The organism is Roseomonas haemaphysalidis (assembly GCF_017355405.1).
GTDB classification, from domain to species: Bacteria; Pseudomonadota; Alphaproteobacteria; order Acetobacterales; family Acetobacteraceae; genus Pseudoroseomonas; species Pseudoroseomonas haemaphysalidis.
In genome coordinates this window covers 2516331-2536975 of record NZ_CP061177.1, presented here as the reverse complement: position 1 = coordinate 2536975, position 20645 = coordinate 2516331, and the positions used below count along the sequence as shown (strand labels likewise).

22 protein-coding genes, 2 tRNA genes and 1 pseudogene are annotated in these 20645 nt (G+C 69.6%); 9 read left to right on the top strand and 16 right to left on the bottom strand.

Going from position 1 to position 20645, the window contains the following annotated elements; genetic code table 11:
- Positions 1 to 180: 180 nt before the first annotated feature.
- Complete coding sequence (uvrA, locus tag IAI59_RS11730; RefSeq protein ID WP_207417191.1) at positions 181 to 3090, top strand: excinuclease ABC subunit UvrA; 2910 nt, start codon at positions 181 to 183, stop codon at positions 3088 to 3090.
- Between the two features lie 37 nt (positions 3091 to 3127).
- On the opposite strand, the gene IAI59_RS11725 is transcribed toward uvrA, so the two are convergent.
- The 6 genes from IAI59_RS11725 to IAI59_RS11700 form a co-directional block, all read right to left on the bottom strand.
- Positions 3128 to 4078: an energy transducer TonB gene (locus tag IAI59_RS11725; RefSeq protein ID WP_207417193.1), complete on the bottom strand. Its 951-nt coding sequence runs from the start codon at positions 4076 to 4078 to the stop codon at positions 3128 to 3130.
- Positions 4079 to 4080: 2 nt separating this feature from the next.
- A complete protein-coding gene (locus tag IAI59_RS11720; protein WP_207417194.1) occupies positions 4081 to 4539 on the bottom strand; it encodes an ExbD/TolR family protein in 459 nt (152 codons plus the stop codon).
- A gap of 6 nt (positions 4540 to 4545) precedes the next feature.
- The gene (locus IAI59_RS11715) at positions 4546 to 5274 is read right to left on the bottom strand and encodes a MotA/TolQ/ExbB proton channel family protein (protein ID WP_207417195.1); all 729 of its coding nucleotides are present in this window, start codon (positions 5272 to 5274) and stop codon (positions 4546 to 4548) included.
- 13 nt (positions 5275 to 5287) lie between these two features.
- Positions 5288 to 5653 carry a Tat pathway signal protein gene (locus IAI59_RS11710; RefSeq protein ID WP_237181115.1) on the bottom strand — a complete coding sequence of 122 codons (366 nt, stop codon included), beginning with the start codon at positions 5651 to 5653 and terminating at the stop codon, positions 5288 to 5290.
- A 160-nt stretch (positions 5654 to 5813) separates the two neighbouring features.
- Positions 5814 to 6782 carry a polysaccharide pyruvyl transferase family protein gene (locus IAI59_RS11705; protein ID WP_207417197.1) on the bottom strand — a complete coding sequence of 323 codons (969 nt, stop codon included), beginning with the start codon at positions 6780 to 6782 and terminating at the stop codon, positions 5814 to 5816.
- A gap of 59 nt (positions 6783 to 6841) precedes the next feature.
- Positions 6842 to 6916: transfer RNA gene (locus tag IAI59_RS11700), tRNA-Thr, on the bottom strand.
- 251 nt (positions 6917 to 7167) lie between these two features.
- Between IAI59_RS11700 and IAI59_RS11695 the strand changes: the two genes are divergently transcribed.
- Complete coding sequence (locus tag IAI59_RS11695) at positions 7168 to 7971, top strand: trypsin-like peptidase domain-containing protein (RefSeq protein ID WP_207417198.1); 804 nt, start codon at positions 7168 to 7170, stop codon at positions 7969 to 7971.
- Between the two features lie 36 nt (positions 7972 to 8007).
- Positions 8008 to 8169, top strand: a pseudogene (locus IAI59_RS11690) (hypothetical protein); the annotation flags it as partial.
- A 59-nt stretch (positions 8170 to 8228) separates the two neighbouring features.
- Here the strand turns inward: IAI59_RS11690 and IAI59_RS11685 are convergent.
- Together IAI59_RS11685 and IAI59_RS11680 are read right to left on the bottom strand one after the other, a co-directional pair.
- Positions 8229 to 8474, bottom strand: a complete 246-nt coding sequence (locus tag IAI59_RS11685; RefSeq protein WP_237180691.1) for a DUF1150 family protein — start codon at positions 8472 to 8474, stop codon at positions 8229 to 8231.
- A 139-nt stretch (positions 8475 to 8613) separates the two neighbouring features.
- Entirely contained in the window at positions 8614 to 9084 is a 471-nt protein-coding gene (locus tag IAI59_RS11680) for an Hsp20 family protein (RefSeq protein ID WP_207417201.1), read from the bottom strand.
- Between the two features lie 149 nt (positions 9085 to 9233).
- Here IAI59_RS11680 and def point away from each other — a divergent pair, with 149 nt between their 5' ends.
- Genes def through IAI59_RS11660 form a run of 4 tightly spaced genes read left to right on the top strand, consistent with a single transcriptional unit; the run spans position 9234 to position 12031 of the window.
- Positions 9234 to 9761: a peptide deformylase gene (gene def, locus IAI59_RS11675; protein WP_207417204.1), complete on the top strand. Its 528-nt coding sequence runs from the start codon at positions 9234 to 9236 to the stop codon at positions 9759 to 9761.
- Positions 9762 to 9766: 5 nt separating this feature from the next.
- On the top strand, positions 9767 to 10678 hold the full coding sequence (fmt, locus tag IAI59_RS11670; protein WP_207417427.1) for a methionyl-tRNA formyltransferase: 912 nt from the start codon (positions 9767 to 9769) through the stop codon (positions 10676 to 10678).
- Positions 10679 to 11440 (top strand): tRNA pseudouridine(38-40) synthase TruA, encoded by a 762-nt coding sequence (gene truA, locus IAI59_RS11665; protein WP_207417206.1) that lies wholly within the window; start codon positions 10679 to 10681, stop codon positions 11438 to 11440.
- Between the two features lie 39 nt (positions 11441 to 11479).
- Complete coding sequence (locus tag IAI59_RS11660; RefSeq protein ID WP_207417207.1) at positions 11480 to 12031, top strand: NUDIX hydrolase; 552 nt, start codon at positions 11480 to 11482, stop codon at positions 12029 to 12031.
- A 17-nt stretch (positions 12032 to 12048) separates the two neighbouring features.
- Here IAI59_RS11660 and IAI59_RS11655 read toward each other — a convergent pair.
- From IAI59_RS11655 to IAI59_RS11625, 7 genes are all read right to left on the bottom strand, one after another.
- Positions 12049 to 12125, bottom strand: a tRNA-Met gene (locus IAI59_RS11655).
- A 46-nt stretch (positions 12126 to 12171) separates the two neighbouring features.
- A complete protein-coding gene (gene mnmA, locus IAI59_RS11650) occupies positions 12172 to 13278 on the bottom strand; it encodes a tRNA 2-thiouridine(34) synthase MnmA (protein ID WP_207417208.1) in 1107 nt (368 codons plus the stop codon).
- A complete protein-coding gene (locus tag IAI59_RS11645) occupies positions 13275 to 13970 on the bottom strand; it encodes a TenA family protein (RefSeq protein WP_207417209.1) in 696 nt (231 codons plus the stop codon). Before IAI59_RS11645 ends, mnmA begins: the two co-directional genes overlap by 4 nt.
- A gap of 2 nt (positions 13971 to 13972) precedes the next feature.
- Positions 13973 to 14296, bottom strand: coding sequence for a ferredoxin family 2Fe-2S iron-sulfur cluster binding protein (locus IAI59_RS11640; protein WP_207417210.1), 324 nt, complete (start codon positions 14294 to 14296; stop codon positions 13973 to 13975).
- A 10-nt stretch (positions 14297 to 14306) separates the two neighbouring features.
- Positions 14307 to 15500, bottom strand: coding sequence for a cysteine desulfurase family protein (locus IAI59_RS11635; RefSeq protein ID WP_408887612.1), 1194 nt, complete (start codon positions 15498 to 15500; stop codon positions 14307 to 14309).
- A gap of 30 nt (positions 15501 to 15530) precedes the next feature.
- Complete coding sequence (locus tag IAI59_RS11630) at positions 15531 to 16619, bottom strand: cysteine desulfurase family protein (RefSeq protein ID WP_207417212.1); 1089 nt, start codon at positions 16617 to 16619, stop codon at positions 15531 to 15533.
- Entirely contained in the window at positions 16616 to 17119 is a 504-nt protein-coding gene (locus tag IAI59_RS11625) for an Rrf2 family transcriptional regulator (protein ID WP_207417213.1), read from the bottom strand. Before IAI59_RS11625 ends, IAI59_RS11630 begins: the two co-directional genes overlap by 4 nt.
- A 360-nt stretch (positions 17120 to 17479) precedes the next feature.
- On the opposite strand from IAI59_RS11625, the gene IAI59_RS11620 reads away from it, so the two are divergent.
- Positions 17480 to 18148, top strand: a complete 669-nt coding sequence (locus IAI59_RS11620; RefSeq protein ID WP_207417428.1) for an alpha/beta hydrolase — start codon at positions 17480 to 17482, stop codon at positions 18146 to 18148.
- A 74-nt stretch (positions 18149 to 18222) separates the two neighbouring features.
- Here the strand turns inward: IAI59_RS11620 and IAI59_RS11615 are convergent, their stop codons facing one another.
- Positions 18223 to 19329 (bottom strand): anhydro-N-acetylmuramic acid kinase, encoded by a 1107-nt coding sequence (locus tag IAI59_RS11615; protein ID WP_207417429.1) that lies wholly within the window; start codon positions 19327 to 19329, stop codon positions 18223 to 18225.
- 72 nt (positions 19330 to 19401) lie between these two features.
- Between IAI59_RS11615 and tyrS the strand changes: the two genes are divergently transcribed.
- The gene (gene tyrS, locus IAI59_RS11610; RefSeq protein ID WP_207417215.1) at positions 19402 to 20628 is read left to right on the top strand and encodes a tyrosine--tRNA ligase; all 1227 of its coding nucleotides are present in this window, start codon (positions 19402 to 19404) and stop codon (positions 20626 to 20628) included.
- Positions 20629 to 20645 lie beyond the last annotated feature (17 nt).

Sequence of the window (20645 nt, the reverse complement as noted above, 5' to 3'; positions counted from 1 at the left end):
GCGGGGCGGTGCTCCCGCAGCAAAATAAATCGGTGCGACATGGCGCACGCGCGGCAAACTAGCGTTCAGCCTGCGGGGCGACCAGCCCTTGCCTGTCCGTTGCGGCACACCACTTCACGCCACTTGCCATCGGTGACATAAGAGAACACAGCGCGAACACAAGCGCGCAGGAGCCCGAACTTGACGAAGCTGAAGCCGATCCCCGCCTCCACCTCCCAAAGCGGGGAGATCCGCGTGCGCGGCGCCCGGCAGCACAACCTGAAGAACGTCGATATCGACATTCCCAAGGGCACGCTGACGGTGATCACCGGCCTGTCCGGCTCCGGAAAGTCGTCCCTAGCCTTTGATACCATCTACGCCGAAGGGCAGCGCCGCTACGTAGAAAGCCTGTCGGCCTATGCCCGGCAGTTCCTGCAGCTGATGCAGAAGCCCGACGTGGACTCCATCGAGGGGCTGTCACCAGCCATTTCGATTGAGCAGAAGACCACCAGCCACAACCCGCGCTCCACGGTCGGCACCGTCACCGAGATCCATGACTACATGCGCCTGCTGTGGGCGCGCGCGGGCATTCCCTATTCGCCGGCCACCGGCCTGCCGATCGAGGCGCAGACGGTCAGCCAGATGGTGGACCGCGTCCTGGCCATGCCGGAAGGCACCCGCCTGTTGCTGCTGGCACCAGCCGTGCGCGGCAAGAAGGGCGAGTTCAAGAAGGAACTGGCCGAATACCAGCGCCGTGGCTTCGAGCGGGTCAAGATCAACGGCACCATCATGCGGATCGAGGAGGCTCCTGCCCTCGACAAGCGCAAGAAGCACGACATCGAGGTGGTGGTGGACCGCGTCGTGGTCGGTGCCGAGGGGCTGGCGCAGCGGCTGGCCGACTCTTTTGAAAGCGCGCTCGGGCTGGCCGATGGCATCGCCTACGCGGACCCGGCGGATGGTGGCGAGCGGACGGTGTTCAGCAGCCGCTACGCCTGCCCCGTGTCCGGCTTCACGCTGGAGGAAATCGAGCCCCGGCTGTTTTCCTTCAATTCCCCCCAGGGCGCCTGCCCGGTGTGCGATGGCCTGGGCACCGAGAACTTCTTTGACCCGCACCTGGCGGTGCCCGACGACGCGCGCAGCCTGGCGGATGGTGCCATCGCCCCCTGGGCGGGCAACGGCGCGGCCTATTACGACCAGACGCTGGAAAGCTTGGCGCGCCATTTCAAGGTGAAGATGAGCACGCCCTGGCGGGACCTGCCTTCCGCCGTGCAGGACGCGCTGATGAACGGCACCGGCAACGAGGTGGTGACGCTCAGCTACAAGGACGGGCTGCGCAAATACGACGTCAAGAAGGCCTTCGAGGGCGTCTTGCCGAACCTCGCCCGCCGGCTGCGCGAGAGTGACAACCCCTGGGTGCGCGAGGACCTGTCCCGGTACCAGGCGGAGCAGCCCTGCCATGTCTGCCGCGGTGCCAGGCTGAAGCCGGAAGCGCTGTCTGTCCGCTGCGCCGACCTGAACATCGCCCAGGCCAGCGACCTGTCGATCCGCAAGGCCCTGCCCTGGTTCGAAGGCGTGGAAAAGCAGCTTTCGCCGCAGCGGGCAGAGATCGCCCGGCGCATCCTGAAGGAGATCATCGACCGGCTGCGCTTTCTGCTCGATGTCGGGCTGGACTACCTGACCCTGGCGCGCGGCTCGGCCACGCTGTCGGGCGGCGAAAGCCAGCGCATCCGGCTGGCATCGCAGATCGGCTCCGGCCTGACCGGCGTGCTGTATGTGCTGGACGAGCCCTCCATCGGCCTGCACCAGCGCGACAACGAGCGGCTGCTCGGCACGCTGCGGCGCCTGCGGGACCTCGGCAACACCGTGCTGGTGGTGGAGCACGACGAGGACGCCATCCGCACCGCCGACCACCTGATCGACATCGGCCCGGCGGCCGGCGCGGGTGGCGGCCGCGTGATCGCCCAGGGCACGCCGGCCGAGGTGGAAAAGAACCCCGACAGCGTGACCGGCGCCTATCTGTCCGGCCGCCGCAGCATCGTGGTGCCGGAGGAACGGCGGGCGTTCGACAAGAAGCGGATGCTGCGGGTGGTGGGCGCTACCGGCAACAACCTGCACGACCTGACGGCTTCCATCCCGCTCGGCACCTTCACCTGCGTGACCGGCGTATCCGGCGGCGGCAAGTCCACCTTCGTGATCGAGACGCTGTACAAGGCGGCCGCCCGGCGCTTGATGGGCGCCGGCACCGTGCCGTCCGCGCATGAGCGGATCGAGGGGCTGGAGCACCTCGACAAGATCATCGACATCGACCAGTCGCCGATCGGCCGCACCCCGCGTTCCAACCCCGCCACCTATACGGGCCTGTTCGCCCCGATCCGCGACTGGTTCGCCGAGCTGCCGGACAGCCGCGCGCGGGGCTACAAGGCCGGCCGCTTCTCATTCAACGTCAAGGGCGGGCGGTGCGAGGCCTGCCAGGGCGATGGCGTGCTGAAGATCGAGATGCACTTCCTGCCCGACGTCTACGTCACCTGCGACACCTGCAAGGGCAAGCGATACAACCGCGAAACGCTGGAAGTGAAGTTCCGCGGCAAGTCCATTTCCGACGTGCTGGAGATGACGGTGGAGGAAGGGCTGGAATTCTTTTCCGCCGTTCCGGCGATCCGCGAGAAGCTGCGGGTGCTGACGGAGGTGGGCCTCGGCTACATCCACCTTGGCCAGCAGGCGACCACGCTTTCGGGCGGCGAGGCGCAGCGCATCAAGCTTTCCAAGGAGTTGTCGCGACGGGCCACGGGCCGCACCCTCTACATCCTTGATGAGCCGACCACCGGCCTGCACTTCGAGGACGTGAAGAAGCTGCTGGAAGTGCTGCACCAGCTGGTGGCGACCGGCAACACCGTGGTGGTGATCGAGCACAACCTGGAGGTTATCAAGACCGCCGACTGGATCCTCGACCTTGGTCCGGAGGGCGGCGATGGCGGAGGGCGGATCGTGGCGGAAGGTACGCCGGAGGAGGTTGCCAAAGTGGCGGGCAGCCACACCGGCCGGTTCCTCGCACCGCTGCTGCCGGTGCGTGACGCGAAGCCGGCTCCGAAGCGGGTGCGCAAGGCGGGCTGAAATTGATGGGGCGCTTCCAGTTCGGAAGCGCCCTTTCCTATCGTATGGTGAAGTTGACCGGCGCGGTCATGGAAATGACCTCGCCAGGATAATCATCTGGCGGGCGTGGGAGGGGAGAAGCCCTCAGCACGAGATCGACGACCTCCTTGTCAAGGTCAGCATTGCCACTGCTCCGTTCGAGACGGGCACCCACCACAGTTCCATCGCGCCTGAAGCTGAAGGTGACGTATGGAGTGCCCTCAATACGTGCCAAGCGCGCCCGGGTGGGGTATCGCTGAGCCCTCACCAAAGCGCCGAAGATACGTTGCGAGTAAGCAGCGGGAGGGGCTGCAGGCACTCGCCGTGGTGTAGCCGCAGGAGCCGAGGCGGCTGGTGCGGCTGTGGTTTGCGCCGGCGGCGCCTCGCTCGGAGGCGCCGCGACGGGCGGCGTGGCGACCGGTGGCGCTTCGCGGCGGGGTGTGGGACGTGGCGGCGGCGGGGACGGCGCGCGGGCCTGCACCGGCGGCGGGGGTGGCGCGGGCGGCGGCGGCGGGATGTCTACAGCTTCCAGCGGCACTGTATCCGGCTCGACGGCCTGCTGCGGTTCCGGTTCCACGGCGCGCAGCGTTTCCGCCGGTGGCGCGGGTGCCACATCCGGCGGCGTGGTGGCCGTGACGGTCTCTGGCGGCGGCGGCTCGGCTACCGGCTCGGTGGTCGCCGTGGTGACGGGCGGGGGTGGCATGGCGGAAGCGCTGGTGGCTTCCGGCGCCACGGCCTGCACCGGCTCCATGACCGGCTCCGATGGCGTTTCCTCGGCCGCGGGCGCGGCCGGCTCGGCCAGCATCTCCAGCGGGATGACGTCCGGCGCGGGCGGGGCCTCGTGCGCCGGCACGCCATACAGCAGGAAGGCCAGCGCCCCGCCGTGCAGCACCGCCGAGGCGGTCCAGCCCAGGATGCGGTAGGCCGACGGCCCGCCGCGCGGTTCGTCGGCCAAGGTGGTCGCGGACACCGTCAGCGCGCCTGGACGGCGGCGGTGCCGGGCTCGACCTCGGCGATCAGTGATACCCGGGTGATGCCGGCCTGGGTCACCCGCCCCATCACGCGCAGCACGTCGCCGTAAGGGGCGGTGCGGTCGCCGCGCACATAAACCGGTGCTTCCGGGTCTGCCTTGTGCAGTTCCACCAGGCGGGCTGCCAGCTCGGCGGCCGGAATCTCGTCCTTGGCAATGAAGACGCGGCCATCGGCCGAAACGGTGAGCACCACCGGTGGCCGCGGCGCGGCGGCGCGGGGGGCCGCGGTCTTGGGGAGTTCCACGGGCACGCCCACCATCATCATGGGCGCCGCGACCATGAAGATGATCAGCAACACGAGCATGACGTCGACCAGCGGCGTCACGTTCATGTCGGCCATCGGCATCGGGCCGTCGTCGTCGTCGTGGCTGCCGCCGAGGCTGGGGCCGGAGAATGCCATGCCGCGTTACTCGGCCGCCGCGTGGGTCCGCGCCTGCGGCGGCGCCCGGCGCGACAAGCCCGCCGCCAGCTCGGCCGCGGCGCTGTTGCCTTCCTGGCGTAGCCGGTTCAGCCGCACGGTCAGGCGGTTATAGGCGATCACGGCCGGAATGGCGGCCACCAGGCCGATGGCCGTGGCGAACAACGCCTCGGCAATGCCAGGGGCGACCACGGCAAGGCTGGTGTCGTTGCTGCGGGCGATGCCGGCAAAGCTGTTCATGATGCCCCAGACCGTGCCGAACAGGCCCACGAAGGGGCCCACCGCGCCGGTGGTGGCCAGGAACGGCAGGCCAGGCTCGGCCCGGCGAAACACCGAGGCCATGGCGCCGCGCATGGCATGCTCGATCCGGTAGCGGAATTCCGCACGGCTTTCATCCGGGTCGCGGCCTTCGCGCCATTCCTTGGTGCCGGCGCGCAGCGCGCGGGCCGCCAGCGTTTCTCCCTGCGGCATGCTGCCGGCGGCCGTTGCGGCGCCCGGCGACGCGGCGGCCTGCAACTGCCGCACCTGCCCGGACAGCCGCGCGAACAGCACCGCCTTCTCGATCACGATCGCCCAACAGATCACCGATGCTAGCGCGAGGGCGATCATCACCCCCTTCACCACCCAGTCGGCCTGCAGGAACAGCCCCAGCATGGAAAGATCCGGGCCGGCGTGCAGCGCGGGCTCCAGGGCGGTGACTGTCTCGGTCGGGTTCATCAGCGATCTCCGGTTACTGGTCGAACGAGACGCCGTCGGCGCGGGACGTCAGCGCCAGGCGCGGCAGGCAGGCCGCCTTGGTCTCGGCCGTCGGCCCGCAGGCCAGCACGTCATTCAGCAGGATCGATCCCAGGCCATCGCAGTTCTGGCCCGCGAGGTCGAAGATGCGTGCCTGGGTTTTGCGGGCCGGCAGCGGACCGATGTCCAGCGCCAGCCGGCGGACGATGATGCCATCCTTGCCGAACAGGATCAGGTCCAGCCGCAAGGGGTCCACCGCGTCGGCGGCCGGGTTGCGGGCCACCATCCACACCCGACAGTTGGCGCCCTGGGCTTCCAGCCGGTTCAGCTCGATGCCGATCGGCGGGGCATCCTGGGCCATGGCGGGCAGTGATGCACCGAGCACAAACAAAGCAGACAGCAGGCGGCGCATCGAAATTCCCGGGGCTGTTGGCGGCGATGCGACGGCTTATGCCGCTACTGCGAATTATGTGCAATGAGAATGACTCGCAATATTATGCGATGTCAGCCCTGAGCGTGCGTCAGTCGCGCAGCGCGGCGAGTGTCGCCAGTCGCGCCATAACCGCCGCATCCGGCCTTTCGCTCAGCGTCTGCAACCGTGCGGGAAAGGCCTCCAGCAGCGGCGACGGGTCGTAGCGCAACGGTGCCCAGTGGCGGTCGATGAAGGCCATGGCGACCTGCCAGTCGGTCGGCAGGTGGCGTTCGGTCCGATACACCAGCACGTCCCTCGCGCCGCTTCCGGCGTAGAAGTCGCGCATGCGATGATCCACCGGCACACCGTCATCATCCACCGCGACGCGGCCGGACGTGCCGGCATGGAAGTCAAAGGCCGCGCAGGGAACGCCATAGGCTTCCGCCACCGCCAGGGCGTGCAGGCTGGTGGTCAGCACGCGGCGGCAGGCGAGAATGTCCTCCACCCGCGCCCTCACCTGCCCGACATCCTGTTCCACCAGCGTGCTGAACACCCGGACGTGGCCGCGCAGGTCCTGCGGCACCGCGTAGCGCTGGAATTCGGCGCTGGCGCCCGCGGCGGGGTCCATCCGGTCCGTTTCGCTGAGGTGCACGATGACGCCGAGGTCCCAACGCTTCTGGACCGCCTCGCCGGGCCAAAGGCGCGGCAGCAGCCAGGCCGGGTCGCCATAGACTTGCGGGACCACGTACCCGGCCCGCCTTAGCAACGCAGCCGAGAACGGGCCGCGCAGGGCATGCGGCACGAAGCGGGTCAGCGGCGGATGGCGAAAGCCGGTCTGGACATGGAAGGCCGATTGTTCCGGGCTGCCGAAGCCGGCGCCCCAGATATCCACCTGGCCGAATCGCTGCTTCTGGCCGATCGTGCCAATGGTGATGAGGCGCCGGTGCCAGGACTTGCTCGATGTGTAACGGACAGGCTGGCCGGTGAATGCCGCCAGCAGGATGGGCGCGAACAGGTCGCCCATGTTGCCGACCCCCATGTGGCCGACCTGGGTACCGCGCATCCAGTTGAGTCGCATGCGGGCTTCCATCTGCGCGGAGCCGGCTGCCAGAACGGGCGCGGTGATCGAAAGGAGGATGGTGCCGACGCCCGGGATTGAACCGGGGACCTACTGATTACGAATCAGTTGCTCTACCGCTGAGCTACGTCGGCTGGCGGCGCGCTATCTAGCTGCCCCCGAGCCGGAGGGCAACCACCTTGCGCGCTTCCCGCCGGGGGAATTGTAACAGCGCCATGTTTCCCGCCCGTGATTCGTGATGGATACGGATCAAGCGCGCTGTCCAGGCCCAGCCATGCGGCGCGGATCACGCCCGCATCGCTGCGAGAGGATTGCATGAAGCGCCCGAACCGCCCTTCCCACCGTCGCTCGCCGGCGCATTGCTGGCCGGCACGGCGGTGCGACGATGCTCGCGCCGCACGCCCAGGCGCTTGCCCGTGCCGTGGCCGCCGGGAATCAGGCAGGCCTCGCCAATCTGGTGGACCAAGTCAGCCCCACCGTGCTGCGCATCAGCACCGTCGAAGCCGACACCGGCATGCCCAAGTCCCTGCGCGACACGCCGCTGGAACGGCTTGCCCCCGGCCGGGACGGTGACAGCAGCGGCAGCCAGCCCCGCCGCATGGGCGAGGGATCGGGCTTCGTCATCGACCCCGCCGGCTACGTGGTCATCAACTTCCATGTCGCCGGGCGCGCGTTGCAGCTGAAGGTGACACTTCCGGACGGCACCGAACTGCCCGCCAGGCTGGTGGGCGCCGACCAGCGCACCGATCTGGCCTTGTTCAAGGTGGAGGCGTCCCACCCCCTGCCCATCGTGGCCTTCAAGAGTTCCGGCACCCCGCCGCACATGGGTGATGTGGTCCTCGCTGTCGGCAATCCCTTCGGACTGGGGGCCAATGTTACCGCCGGTATCGTTTCCGCGCGGGGTCGCGACCTGGGCGCCGGGCCCTATGACGACTTCCTGCAAGCGGACGCCGCCATCCATCCTGGTAATTCCGGCGGCCCGCTGTTCGGCACAGATGGCCGCGTGATCGGCGTCAACACCGCGATCGTCTCGCCTTCCGGTGGCTCGGTGGGGATCGGCTTCGCCATTCCGTCCGACCTTGCTTCCAAGGTGGTGGCGGAGTTGAAGGAGCATGGCAGCGTGCAGCGGGGCTGGATGGGCGTGGAACTGGGGCCGACGACCAGTCCGGCCAAACCGGCGCCCGGGTGATGGCGGTGCAGCGGTAAAGCCCGGCGGCACGGGGACCTAGTCACTGAGGCCGATGGTGGCAGCGTGCCAGACGGACGCACCCTGGCCCGCCGCGTGGCGGAACATGCGCCCGGCCCGGACCTGAAGCTGGCCGTGCAGCGCAACAAGGCGGTGCTGGACATGCAGGTGACGCTCGGCGACATGCCACGCGAAAGCTGAACAAGCAAAAGGCCCCGGCCATATCTGGCCGGGGCCTTTCTTCAAGCCGTCCCGGTGGCTCAGTGAACGAGCAGCGGCACCATCTCATGCTGCAGAATGGCCGCCGCGGCGAGCGAGGTATCGGGCGCGGCACCGATCTGCGTGCCGTCGGCCGAATGGATCGCCACGATATGCGCGCCATCCACCACCACCGGGCGGATATAAGCCATCTGTTCGGCACCGAAGCGGGCCCAATCGGCGGGTGCCAGCTGGCGCAGGGCGTCGGCGGCGTCGAACTCGCGGGTGGGCTGGTCCTTGTTGATCATCTCGGTGACTCCTGTTGCCGCCCCGGAAGGGCGCGGCGTGCGACCGGCCAAAGGCCGCATCGCGGTGAAGCTCTGTCAGGCGTCGCTACCAGGAGCCAACGCCGCAGAACCAAAAGGTTTGCAGAAGGCCGGCCCCCGGTCAGGTGCCGGAAACGTCATCGGCCGCCGTGCTGTGCACGAGGGGCCGCCCGCCCTGCTGGCCCCGCATGCCGATGCGGATGGCCTTGACCCGGACTTCCGGCTGGGGGCGCTTGAGGTCGATGTGCAGCAGGCCGTTGTCCAGCCACGCGCCCTCGACGTCGATGCCTTCCGCCAGCACGAAGGCTCTCTGAAACTGCCGGGCGGCGATGCCACGGTGCAGAAAGATGCGGCCCTCGCCGTCCTCCTTCTGCTTGCCACGGACCACGAGCTGGTTGTCTTCCTGCGTGAGCTGCAGGTCGTCCATGCTGAAGCCTGCCACAGCCAGCGTGATCCGCAGGCGGTTCTCGCCGGTCTGCTCGATGTTGTAGGGCGGATAGCCATCGGAATTCTTCGCAACGCGGTCGAGCATCTGTTCCAGATGGTCGAAGCCGAGAAACAAGGGCGAGCCGAACAGCGAAGAGCGAGACATGGCGGGCAAGGCCTCCTCATGCGAGAGCGAGACGAAGGCGGGGCCCGAAGCACCCCGCCGCAGCAGCAAATCTTGTTCGCGCGACGTGTCATTGCAAGGGGAGGACGGTGTTGCAGCGCGGGGCGCCGGGCGGCTACAGCACCGCTTCCATGCCCGACGAATCCCTGCTGCCCATCCTGCTGGTCCCCGACAAGCGCCTGCGTTCCAAGACGCGCGCCGTGGGCGACGCCGACCTCGACACCGTGCGCGAGCTCGCGCCCCGCATGCTGGCGACCATGTACAAGGCGCCCGGCATCGGGCTGGCCGCGCCGCAGGTCGGCGTGATGCTGCGCATGGCGGTGGTCGACATCCAGAAGGATGACAAGCGCGACCCCCTGGTGCTGATCAACCCCGAGATCGTCGCCGAAAGCAGCGAGCAGGCGACCCGGGAAGAGGGCTGCCTGTCCTTGCCCAACCAGTACGCCGACGTGACGCGCCCCGCGCGCATCAAGCTGCGCTGGCTGGCGCTGGATGGCAGCAGGCAGGAGATGGAGGCCGACGACCTGCTGGCCACCTGCATCCAGCACGAGCTGGACCACCTGGACGGCGTGCTGTTCGTCGACCACATCTCCGCGTTGAAGCGCAACATGCTGCTGCGCAAGCTGGCCAAGGAGCTGAAGGCGCAGGAGCGGGAATGACCCCGCTGCGCCTGGCCTTCATGGGCAGCCCGGAGTTCTCCGTACCCGCGCTGCGGGCGCTGCACGCGGCGGGCCATGAGATCGTCATGGTGTATTGCCAGCCGCCCAGGCCGGCCGGGCGGGGACAGAAGGAAACCCCCTGCCCCGTGCACCGCGCGGCGCTGGAACTGGGCCTGCCGGTCCGCACCCCGGCCCGCGTCCGCAAGGACGCCACGGAGCACGCCGCCTTCGCCGCGCTGGACCTGGATGCCGCGATCGTCGCCGCCTACGGGCTGATCCTGCCTCCGGCGATGCTGGAGGCACCCCGGCGCGGCTGCATCAACATCCATGCCTCGCTGCTGCCGCGCTGGCGCGGTGCCGGCCCGATCCAGGCGGCGATCCTGGCGGGGGACAGCGAAAGCGGCATCACCATCATGCGCATGGATGCGGGCCTGGATACCGGCCCCATGCTGCTGCGCGCCGCCGTACCGCTGACGGATCGGACCACCACGCCCGAGCTGCACGATGCCCTGGCAGCCCTGGGCGGCCCGCTGGCGCTGCGCGCGCTGGAGGAACAGCCGGCGCCGGTGCCGCAGCCGGAGGACGGCGTGACCTATGCCCCCAAGCTCGGCAAGGAAGACGGGCGGCTGGACTGGACGCAGCCTGCCGATGCCCTGGCGCGCCGGGTGCGGGCGCTGAACCCCTGGCCCGGCACCTTTTTCCGGCATGGCGAGGACACGCTGCGCCTTCTGGCCGCCGGCAGCGAGCCCGCCACCGCCGCCGCCGCGCCGGGAACGGTGCTGGACAGCGTGCCGCGCATCGCCTGCGGCGAAAGCGTGCTGAGGTTGGAACGGCTGCAGCGGGCCGGGCGCGGCGCCCTGCCGGCCGGGGAATTCTTGCGCGGCTACATGCTGCCCCCTGGCGCCGTGCTGGGCTGAATGCCGCGCTACGCGCTGCTGGTGGCCTATGACGGCGCCCCCTTTGTCGGCTGGCAACGACAGGTCAACGGCCTGTCCGTGCAGCAGGTGCTGGAAGAGGCGGCCGCTCCCCTGAACGGCGGCGTCACCCCGCAAACGGTGGCGTCCGGCCGCACGGATGCGGGCGTGCATGCCGAAGGCCAGGTGGTGCAGGTGGATCTGTCGCTGGACCTCCCCCCGGAACGGCTGCGCGAGGCGCTGAACACCCGCAGCCGGCCGCACCCGGTGTCCGTGCTGAGCGTCGCCCGTGCACCGGAGGACTGGTCGGCACGGTTTTCCGCCCGTGGGCGAGCCTATCGCTATCGTATCCTCAATCGCCGGCCCCGCCCGGCGCTGGAGATCGGCCGCGTGTGGCATGTGCCGCAACCGCTGGACGCGGCGGCGATGCACGAGGCGGCGCAGCGCCTCCTGGGTCGTCACGACTTCTCGGCCTTTCGCGCCGCGTCCTGCCAAGCCAAGGATGCCCTGCGCACGCTGGACACGCTGGATGTCGTGCGGGACGGGGAGCTGGTGGTGGTCTGGACCGCCGCGCGCAGCTTTCTGCATCATCAGGTCCGCAACCTGGTCGGCACGCTGGCCGAGGTAGGCCTGGGGCGCCGGCCGGTGTCCTGGCCCCGCGCCGTGCTGGATGGCCGCGACCGCACCAAGGCGGGACAAACCGCGCCGCCGGACGGCCTCACCTTTCTTCGCGCCGAGTACCCGGACCCGCTGGACTGGTGCTGAGGGCTTGCCGGCGGCGGCGGGTGGCCGCAGGCTTCCGGCATGGACGAGCAAAGCTTCCAGCGCATCCAGCCCGATGGCGACGAGCATGAACGGCTGACCTGCACCCGATGCGGTTTCATCGCCTATGAAAACCCGAAGATCATCGCCGGCGCCGTGGTCGAGGCCGAGGGCGGCGTGCTGCTGTGCCGCAGGGCCATCGAGCCGCGCTCGGGCTTCTGGACCCTGCCTGCCGGCTACATGGAACTCGGCGAAACGGTGGAGGAAGCGGCCCGACGCGAAGCCTGGGAGGAAGCCCGCGTGCGGATCGCGCTGGATGGCGTGCTGGCCTTGTATTCCATCGCCCGGATCGGCCAGGTGCAGGTGCTGTTCCGTGCCCGCCTGGCCGAGCCCGGCTGGGGTGCCGGACCGGAAAGCCTGGAGGTGCGCCCCTTCGCCTGGACGGACATTCCCTGGGACGAACTGGCCTTTCCCTCCGTGCGCTGGGCGCTGCGCCATTGGCATGCGACGCGCGGCCAGCCATTGAGCGCGCCTGCCACCAATCCGCCGGAGGATGCGCGCGGAACGACGCCGCTGGAAGGCAGTGCGATCTGACCTGGGAAAGGGAGGAATGGTAGCGGCGGGCGGACTTGAACCGCCGACCCCGGCATTATGAGTGCCGTGCTCTAACCAGCTGAGCTACACCGCCAAACCATCGTTGCCCGGCCGCCGCGGCGTCTCGGGTGGGCGGCGAATTAGGCCGCCTTGCCGCTGCTGTCAACCGCCCTGGCCGCGCTGCGGATAAAGCCGCCACCCAGCACCCGGTCACCCGCATACAACACGCAGCCCTGGCCCGGTGCGGCGATCGCCGGCTCCCGCAACGCCACGCGCAGGGTGGCGGAAGGTGCGTCCCAGGTCACCGTCGCCGGCTGGGGCGTTTCCCGCGCCCGCAGCTTCACCTGGCAGTCCAATGGCGCGCCGGGTGGAGCGATCAGCCAGTTCACCTCGCCCACCATCACCTCCGCCACCGCCAGCGCCGCGCGGGGTCCGACCACGATGCGGCGGCGCGGCGCATCCAGGGCGGCGACGTAGAGAGGCTCATCGCCATCGCGCGACGCCTGCCCCAGCCCGCGCCCCTGCCCCACGGTGAAGCGTGCGATGCCCTGGTGCGTGCCCAGCACGCGGCCATCCACGTGCTCGATGCTGCCCGGCTCAGCCGCCTCCGGACGGATGCCGGCGACGACCTCGTGGTAGTTGCCGCGCGGCACGAAGCAGATGTCCTGGCTGTCCGCCTTCGCGGCGACGTCGAGGCCAAGCCGCGCGGCTTCCGCCCGCACCTCTGCCTTGGACGCAAAGCCACCCAGCGGAAACTGGCTGAAGGCCAGCTGCTCCGGCGTGGTGGCGAACAGGAAGTAGGACTGGTCCCGCGCCGGGTCCACTGCCTGCCGCAGCTCGGGGCCATCGGGGCCATCGACGCGCCGGACGTAATGGCCAGTCGCCAGGGCCTCGGCGCCCAGGTCTTTGGCCAGGTCCACCAGATCGGTGAACTTCACGGTCTGGTTGCAGCGGATGCAGGGAACCGGCGTTTCGCCACGGGCATAGGCGTCCGCGAAGTCCTCGATCACCGCCTTGCGGAAGCGGCTTTCGCGATCCAGGACGTAGTGGGGGATGTCCAGCCGGTCGGCGACGTTGCGGGCGTCGTGGATGTCCTGGCCGGCGCAGCAGGCGCCCTTCTTCTGCACCGCCTCGCCGTGGTCGTAGAGCTGCAGCGTGGCGCCGATGACCTCGTGCCCCGCTTCCTTGAGCAATCCGGCGACGACGGAGGAGTCTACGCCGCCCGACATGGCGACCAGGATTCTCATGACGCGGCGTTCAACCCCATCTGCCAGAAGGCGGCTTCCAGCCGGGCGGCCTCGCCAAAGGTGGCGGACAGGCTGGCGAAGCGCGCGTCACCACCATGGCTGGCGCCCAGCGCGTCCAGCCGGTCCGCGGCACCGCTGGCGAGCGCCTGATAGCCCGGCGACGAATAGGTCTCGATCCAGGTCTCGTAGGGATTGCCGTCACGCCGCCGGCCGGGCGCGGCATTGATGCGCAGCGCGATCTCACCATAGCCGATGGTGCAGGGTGCCAAGGCGACCTCGAGGTCCAGGATATCGCCCGCCATGCCCCGGTCCAGCACCCAGCGGGTATAGGCCACCGTCTCGGCCGCTTCGGTTTCCGCGAGGACGTCCGCTTCCGACAGTCCCCATTCGGCGCAGTAGCCCAGATGCATCTGCATCTCGGACAGCAGCGCATTCAGCGAGGATGCCTTGCTGCGCAGCGCCGGCAGGCTTTCCGCCTTGAAGGTGGCCAGCGCCTTGGCGCGGGCGAACTGGATCAGGAACAGCCAGTCCTGCACCAGGTAGCGCTGGAAGGCGGGCAGCGGCAGGGTGCCGTCCGCCAGCCCCTGGACGAAGGGATGCCAGCAATAGGCATCCCACCGCGCGGCGCAGGCCTCGTGAAGCTTCCGGGTCAGCCCCCCGGGCGCGCCGTAGGGCGAGCGGAAGCCCGTCATGCTCAGGCGTGCCGGCTGCCGGCCGGCAGCTTCACGACCAGCCCGTCCAGCGCATCGGTCATGATCAGCTGGCAACCGAGGCGCGAGGTTTCCTGCAGGTCGAAGGCGAGGTCGAGCATGTCCTCCTCGTCCTCGGTCGGCCCGGTCAGCTTGGGAAACCAGGAGGAGTCCACGATCACGTGGCAGGTGGAGCAGGCGAGGCTGCCCTCGCAGGCTCCCTCGATGTCCACGCCGTGGCGGTGCGCGATTTCCAGCACGGACAGGCCAAGCGGGGCCTCGACCTCGCGCCGGGTGCCATCACGTTCGATGAAGGTCATCTTCGGCATCGCCGTCTTTCTACTCCGCCGCGTCTCGTGTTTCGGAAAGGGCCTGACGCCAGGCACGGCCCAGGGCCGCGGCGGCAAGGTCCACGTCGGCCGGCGAGGTAAAGCGTCCGATGCCGATCCGCAAGCTAGACCGTGCCAGCGCCGCCGGCACGCCAATGGCGCGCAGCACCCCGGAGGGCTCGATATCAGCAGATGAACAGGCCGAGCCGGTGGAAACGCAGACATCATCGGCGCAGCCCGCCATCACCGCCTGGGCCGTCACCCCGCCGGGAAAGGCGATGTTGAGATTGCCCGCGGCCCGGTGGTCCATGCTGCCATTCAGCACAATGCCGGGCACCTCCGCCCGCAACGCCGCCCAGAAACGGTCGCGCAGCGCTTCCATGCGGGCAGCGTCCTGCACCAGTTCCTGACGGGCGATCCGTGCGGCCACACCAAAGCCCACCAGCAAGGGCGCGGGCAGCGTACCGGACCGGAGGCCTCGCTCCTGCCCCCCACCGGAAAACAGCGGGGCGAGCCGCACCCGGGGCCTGCGCCTCACATACAGTGCCCCAACCCCCTTGGGCCCGTAGATCTTGTGCCCGGACAGCGACAGAAGGTCGGCGGCGAGGCTGGCCATGCTGAGCGGGATGCGGCCGGCGCCCTGGGCCGCGTCCACATGGAACAATGCCCCCGCGTCTTTCACGATCCTCGCCAGGGCGTGCAGGTCCTGCACCACACCGATCTCGTTGTTCACGGCCATGATGGATACCAGCAGGGTCGGCACCCGCAGGGCTTCCCGAAGGGCTTCCGGCACAGCGCGCCCGTCGGGGCCGACCGGCAGCACCAACGGCTCGAAGCCCTCCTGCGCCAGGTCCCGCACGCTGGCCAGCACGCAGCTATGCTCGGTTTCCAGCGTCACGATGCGGCGGCGCGGGTCGCCCTGGGCGGCGGCAAAGCGCGCGGCGCCCTTGATGGCCAGGTTGTTGGCTTCCGTCGCACCGGAGGTGAAGACGAGTTCCCGCGCCTCGGCACCGATCAGCGCCGCCACCTCCGCGCGCGCCTGCTCCACAGCCGCCTCGGCATCGCGGCCGAGCACGTGCTCGATGCTGTGCGGATTGGCGAAGTTCTCTTCCCACCAGGGCCGCATGGCCGCCAGCACCCGTGGGTCGACCGGCGTGGTGGCATGATTGTCGAGGTAGACCGGGCGGCTGCGCATGCACCGCATATTGGCGGCGCCGGCGCCGCATTCAAAGCCTCAGGCAGCGCGTCGGGCCATCCGCTGGCGCATGGCGGCATAGCCGGCCAGGAACTGCTCCACCGCATCGTCCGGGGCGTTCCAGGGCAGCGAAACCCGGATGGCCGAGCCCGCTTCCGCCGGCGACAGGCCCATGGCCAGCAGCACATGGCTGGCCGCCACCTTGCCAGACGAGCAGGCGGACCCGGCCGAAACCCGCAGGCCCGCGATATCCAGCGCGATGACCTGGGTTTCCGCCGGCATGCCCGGCAGCAGCAGGCACGCGGTGTTGGGCAGACGGGGCGCCATCTGCCCCGGCACGGGCACGCCCGCGCCGGCCTCGATCCCGTCGCGCAGCCGGAGCAGACGGGCGGCGGCGGCCGGATCAGCGGCCTCGGCCGCGGCCCCGAAGCCGGCGATGGCAGGCAGCGCCTCGGTGCCGCCGCGGCGGCCGCGCTCCTGCCCGCCACCCGGCAGCAGCGTGACGAGGTCGAGGCCGGGGCGCAGCAGCAGCGCCCCGGCGCCCTTGGGTCCCCCCATCTTGTGCGCGGACAGCGCCATGGAATCCGCGCCGCTGGCCGCCAGCGACAAGGGCATCCGGCCCGCCACCTGCACCGCATCGATGTGCAGCAGGGCGCCATGGCGCTGGCACAGCAGCATCACGTCTTCCAGCGGGTGCAGGACGCCGGTCTCGTTGTTGGCCGCCATGACGCAGACCAGCGCCGGCGGCCCATCGGCGAGAAGGGCCTCCAGCGCCGCCAGATCGATCCGGCCGTCCTGCAGCACCGGCACGGTGAGCACGCCGGGGGCGGCGCGCAGCACGGCGGGGTGCTCGGTGGCCCCGGCCAGAATGCGCCGTCCCGCCGAAAGGCCGTGGATGGCCAGGGCATTCGCCTCCGTCGCCCCGGCGGTGAACACCACGTCGCGGGGCCGGCACCCGAAGCGGCCGGCGACCTGCGCCCGGGCGTGCTCCAGAATGCGGCGCGCCGCCCGGCCCTCGCCATGCACCGAGGAGGGATTGCCGACGACGTCGAGCGCCGCGACGACGGCGGCCCGTGCCTCGGGCCGCAGGGGTTCGGACGCGTTGGCGTCCAGGTACAGCGTCCTCACCGCAGGGCCTCCTGCGGCTGGGCCGGTGGACGTGCACGCCCGCGCACCTCGCCAGCCAGCACGTCGGCCAACGACGTGTGCAGCAGGAACAGCCGGATCTGCTCGCCCAACTCGTCCCAAAGGTCGTGGGTGCGGCAACGCCCGCCGCCCATGCACCCGGCGGCGGCGCTGGCGCAGCGGGTGGCGCAGATCGGCTCGTCCACCGCATCGATGATCTCGCCGATCGGGATGTCGCAGGGGCGCCGCGCCAGCCGGTACCCGCCGCCCGCGCCCCGTGCCGAGGCGATCAGCCCGGCCCGGCGTAGCCGGCCAAAGATCTGTTCCAGATAGGCCACGGACAACTCCTGCGCCGCCGCGATCTCAACCAGGCTGACCGGCGCGCAATCGGGCAGCCCCTCGCTCAACGCATGGCTGGTATCGCGTTCATCGCCTGAACCGGTGCGGGCCGCCAGTTCGACCAGCGCCATGACGGCGTATCGCCCGCGTGTAGACAACCGCATGGCCGATGCTCTTTCCGAAGCCAAAGGTGATACGCGGGAGCCGCTGCCCGCAAAACCAAGGCCCGTGTTGTAAATCTGTTATGAATCCGGCGGCGCCTTGCCTATATTGGCATGGTTCCGGGGAGGAGGAAGCCTGCTCCGGACTTCAGTGTCGTGTTTCCTGTCCCGGGCTGCGGACAAACGGCTTCTTCTGGCCGCCGCCCCCGCCCTGCGCATATCGACGGTGCTTCCGGGCATGCCGCGTGCGACGGGGGATCCTGGGCATGACAATGAACCCGGCGAGTGCCGCTGCTGTGGCATGCGCCGGCATGGCCTCCCAAACGGGCGCTGCCGCGCCCACCGAGTGGATGCAAGGGAACGATGCCTGAAGTGATGTTCGCCGGGCCGGATGGCCGGTTAGAGGGTCGTTACCACCATTCCAAGCAGCCCAACGCGCCCGTGGCCCTGGTGCTTCATCCGCACCCGCTGCACGGCGGCACCATGAACAACCGGGTCGTGCATGCCTTGTACGGCCGATTCCAGGACATGGGCTTTTCCGTGCTGCGCTTCAACTTCCGTGGCGTCGGGCGCAGTCAGGGCCGTTACGACGGTGGTATCGGTGAAATCTCGGACGCGGCTTCTGCGCTCGACTTCATCCAGGCGGTCAACCCCAATGCCTCAATGCTGTGGGTGGCCGGCTACTCCTTTGGTGCCTATGTGGGCATGCAGCTGCTGATGCGGCGGCCCGAGATGGGCGGCTTCGTGTCCATCTCCGCGCCCGCCAGCCACTATGACTTCGGCTTTCTCGCGCCCTGCCCCTGCTCTGGCCTGATCCTGCACGGGCAGGAGGACGAGCTCGTCCCCGAACCGTCGGTGCGCAAGCTGGTGGACAAGCTGAACACGCAGCGCGGAATCAAGATCGACTACCGCGTGATGGAAAGCGCCGGGCACGTCTTCACGCCGCCGCAAACGGAGAAGGTGGCCGATGCGACGGAAGAGCATGTGAAGCTGATGCTCAACCGCACCCGCATGGCGATGGCTGCCGACTGACCGACGACACCCGTTGGGTTGAAGGGGCCGGAGGCATCACGCCATCCGGCCTTTTTCGTTCAGGCCCTTTTCATTCAGGCGGGGACCAGCGGCCCGCTGACGCCGGTCAACTGGCCGCCCACCGTGGGCCCCGGGGCGCCGGTGGTGCCCGGGAACGTCAGCGGCAAGCCCCGCCACACCCGTGCCGCCAGGACCCCAAAAGCCTGCGCTTCCAGCGCGTCGCCATCCCACCCCACGACCTCGACCGGGTGGACCGGCTCCGGCAGGGCCCCGGCCAGCGCGCGCATCAGCGCCGGATTGCGGCGCCCGCCGCCCGCGACCAGCCATTGCAAGGGTGGTGCAGGAAAATGCCGGGCGGCGGCAGCCACAGCGCAAGCACAGAAGGTTGCGAGCGTCGCGGCACCGTCGGCCGGTGGCAGCTCGCCCGCCCCCGCGTCGCGCAGGGCCCGGTCGAAATCCAGGCGGTCCAGCGATTTCGGCGGGGGCGCTGCCAAGTACGGATGCGCCAGCAACTGGCCCAGCACCGCGCCGTCCGGAAGGCCGGCGAGGGCCAGACGGCCGTCCCGGTCATAATCCTCGCCGGTCGAGCGGCGGGCCCAGTCATCCAGTGGTCCGTTGGCCGGCCCGGTGTCGAAGGCCACCAGCGCGCCGTCCTCGCCCAGCCAAGTGACATTGCCAACACCACCAAGGTTCAGGATCGCCAGCGGCTTCGGCAGAGTGGCGGCGAGGGCCGCGTGGAACACCGGCACCAGAGGCGCGCCCTGGCCACCGGCGGCGACATCCGCGCTGCGGAAATCATGGGCCACAGGGATGCGGGCGCGCCGGGCCAGGGCCGCGGCATCGCCGATCTGCCACGTGCGGCCGGCGCCGGGCTGCCCGGCGCGGGGCCGGTGCAGGATGGTCTGGCCATGGAAGCCGATCAGGTCGGCTTCCAGGCCCAGTTCCTCCACGGCCTCGGCATGGCGTTCGGTCAGTCGCTGCTCGCAGTCGAGCAGAAAGGGATCATCTCCCGGAATGTTGCCGGCCAGGTCCAGCAGCTTCCGCAGGTCGCGCCGCAGCGCGGGGTCATAAGGCAGGGTGAGACTCGGACCGAAACGCGCGATCCGCGTTCCGTCCGTTTCCACCCATGCGGCATCCACGCCATCCAGCGAGGTGCCACTCATCAGGCCGATGGTTCGCAGCATGGCTACACTGTGCTAGGGCCGCAGCCCCGGCGGAAGGGCCCCGGGGGTAAAGAATGGGTCAGACCGGTTATGGACGACTTCCTGCAGACCGTGCGCCAGCGCGGTTTCATTCACCAGGTGACGGATGAGGCGGCCCTCACCGCCCGGCTGAAGCAGGGTCCCCTTCCCGGCTATATCGGCTTCGATTGCACGGCGGACAGCCTGCATGTCGGCAGCCTGATGCAGATCATGCTGCTGCGCTGGATGCAGAAGACCGGGCACAAGCCGGTCGTGCTGATGGGCGGTGGCACCACGCGCATCGGCGACCCGTCCTTCCGTGATGACGCGCGCCCGCTGCTGACCGACGAGCGGATCGAGGAAAACAAGGCCGGCATCCGCAAGGTCTTCACGCCCTTCCTGAAGTTCGGCGACGGCGCGACCGACGCGGTGATGCTGGACAACGCCGCATGGCTGGATCGGCTGGAATACATCCCGTTCCTGCGTGATGTCGGCCGCCACTTCAGCGTCAACCGCATGCTGACGCTGGACAGCGTGCGCATCCGCCTGGAGCGCGAGCAGTCGCTGTCGTTCCTGGAATTCAACTACATGCTGCTGCAGTCCTATGACTTCCTGGAGCTGCAGCGCCGCCACGGCGTTGGCCTGCAGATGGGCGGGTCGGACCAGTGGGGCAACATCATCATGGGCGTCGAGCTGAACCGCCGCGCCGATGCGGCGGAAGTGTTCGGCGTCACCACGCCGCTGCTGACCACCGCCTCCGGCACCAAGATGGGCAAGACGGCCTCCGGCGCGGTGTGGCTGAACGCCGAGCGGCTGTCGCCCTACGACTACTGGCAGTTCTGGCGCAACACCGAGGACGCCGACGTCGGCCGCTTTCTGGGCCTGTTCACGGAGCTGCCGATGGACGAGGTCCGCCGGCTGGCCGCGCTGGGCGGCGCCGAGATCAACGAAGCCAAGAAGGTGCTGGCGACCGAGGCCACGGCGCTGCTGCACGGCCGCGACAATGCCACCCAGGCGGCGGAAACCGCTCGCCGGGCCTTCGAGGAAGGCCAGGCTGCGGAAAGCCTGCCGGGCATCGAGGCCGTGCTGCCGGCGGCGGTGATCGACCTCGCGGTGCAGGCCGGCTTCGCCGCCAGCAAGGGCGAGGCACGCCGGCTGATCCGGCAGAACGGCCTGCGGCTGAACGACGCCGCCGTGTCGGACGAGGCGCATGCCGTGACAGAAGCGGATCTGCGGGACGGCGCGGCCAAGCTATCGGCGGGCCGCAAGCGGCACGTGCTGGTCCGGCCGGCCGGCTGAAGCGGCGCCCGTGGCGC

Bases quoted from the DNA above. Each gene is read 5' to 3' on its own strand.
- IAI59_RS11645 (WP_207417209.1), bottom strand. From the start codon at position 13,970: ATGACGGGCTTCCGCTCGCCCTACGGCGCGCCCGGGGGGCTGACCCGG.
- IAI59_RS11715 (WP_207417195.1), bottom strand. From the start codon at position 5,274: ATGAACCCGACCGAGACAGTCACCGCCCTGGAGCCCGCGCTGCACGCC.
- IAI59_RS11625 (WP_207417213.1), bottom strand. From the start codon at position 17,119: ATGCGGTTGTCTACACGCGGGCGATACGCCGTCATGGCGCTGGTCGAA.
- def (WP_207417204.1), top strand. From the start codon at position 9,234: ATGCCCGACGAATCCCTGCTGCCCATCCTGCTGGTCCCCGACAAGCGC.
- IAI59_RS11635 (WP_408887612.1), bottom strand. From the start codon at position 15,500: ATGCGGTGCATGCGCAGCCGCCCGGTCTACCTCGACAATCATGCCACC.
- IAI59_RS11640 (WP_207417210.1), bottom strand. From the start codon at position 14,296: ATGCCGAAGATGACCTTCATCGAACGTGATGGCACCCGGCGCGAGGTC.
- IAI59_RS11660 (WP_207417207.1), top strand. From the start codon at position 11,480: ATGGACGAGCAAAGCTTCCAGCGCATCCAGCCCGATGGCGACGAGCAT.
- truA (WP_207417206.1), top strand. From the start codon at position 10,679: ATGCCGCGCTACGCGCTGCTGGTGGCCTATGACGGCGCCCCCTTTGTC.
- IAI59_RS11620 (WP_207417428.1), top strand. From the start codon at position 17,480: ATGCCTGAAGTGATGTTCGCCGGGCCGGATGGCCGGTTAGAGGGTCGT.
- IAI59_RS11680 (WP_207417201.1), bottom strand. From the start codon at position 9,084: ATGTCTCGCTCTTCGCTGTTCGGCTCGCCCTTGTTTCTCGGCTTCGAC.
- IAI59_RS11685 (WP_237180691.1), bottom strand. From the start codon at position 8,474: ATGATCAACAAGGACCAGCCCACCCGCGAGTTCGACGCCGCCGACGCC.
- mnmA (WP_207417208.1), bottom strand. From the start codon at position 13,278: ATGAGAATCCTGGTCGCCATGTCGGGCGGCGTAGACTCCTCCGTCGTC.
- IAI59_RS11705 (WP_207417197.1), bottom strand. From the start codon at position 6,782: ATGCGACTCAACTGGATGCGCGGTACCCAGGTCGGCCACATGGGGGTC.
- IAI59_RS11695 (WP_207417198.1), top strand. From the start codon at position 7,168: ATGCTCGCGCCGCACGCCCAGGCGCTTGCCCGTGCCGTGGCCGCCGGG.
- tyrS (WP_207417215.1), top strand. From the start codon at position 19,402: ATGGACGACTTCCTGCAGACCGTGCGCCAGCGCGGTTTCATTCACCAG.
- IAI59_RS11710 (WP_237181115.1), bottom strand. From the start codon at position 5,653: ATGGCCCAGGATGCCCCGCCGATCGGCATCGAGCTGAACCGGCTGGAA.
- IAI59_RS11720 (WP_207417194.1), bottom strand. From the start codon at position 4,539: ATGGCATTCTCCGGCCCCAGCCTCGGCGGCAGCCACGACGACGACGAC.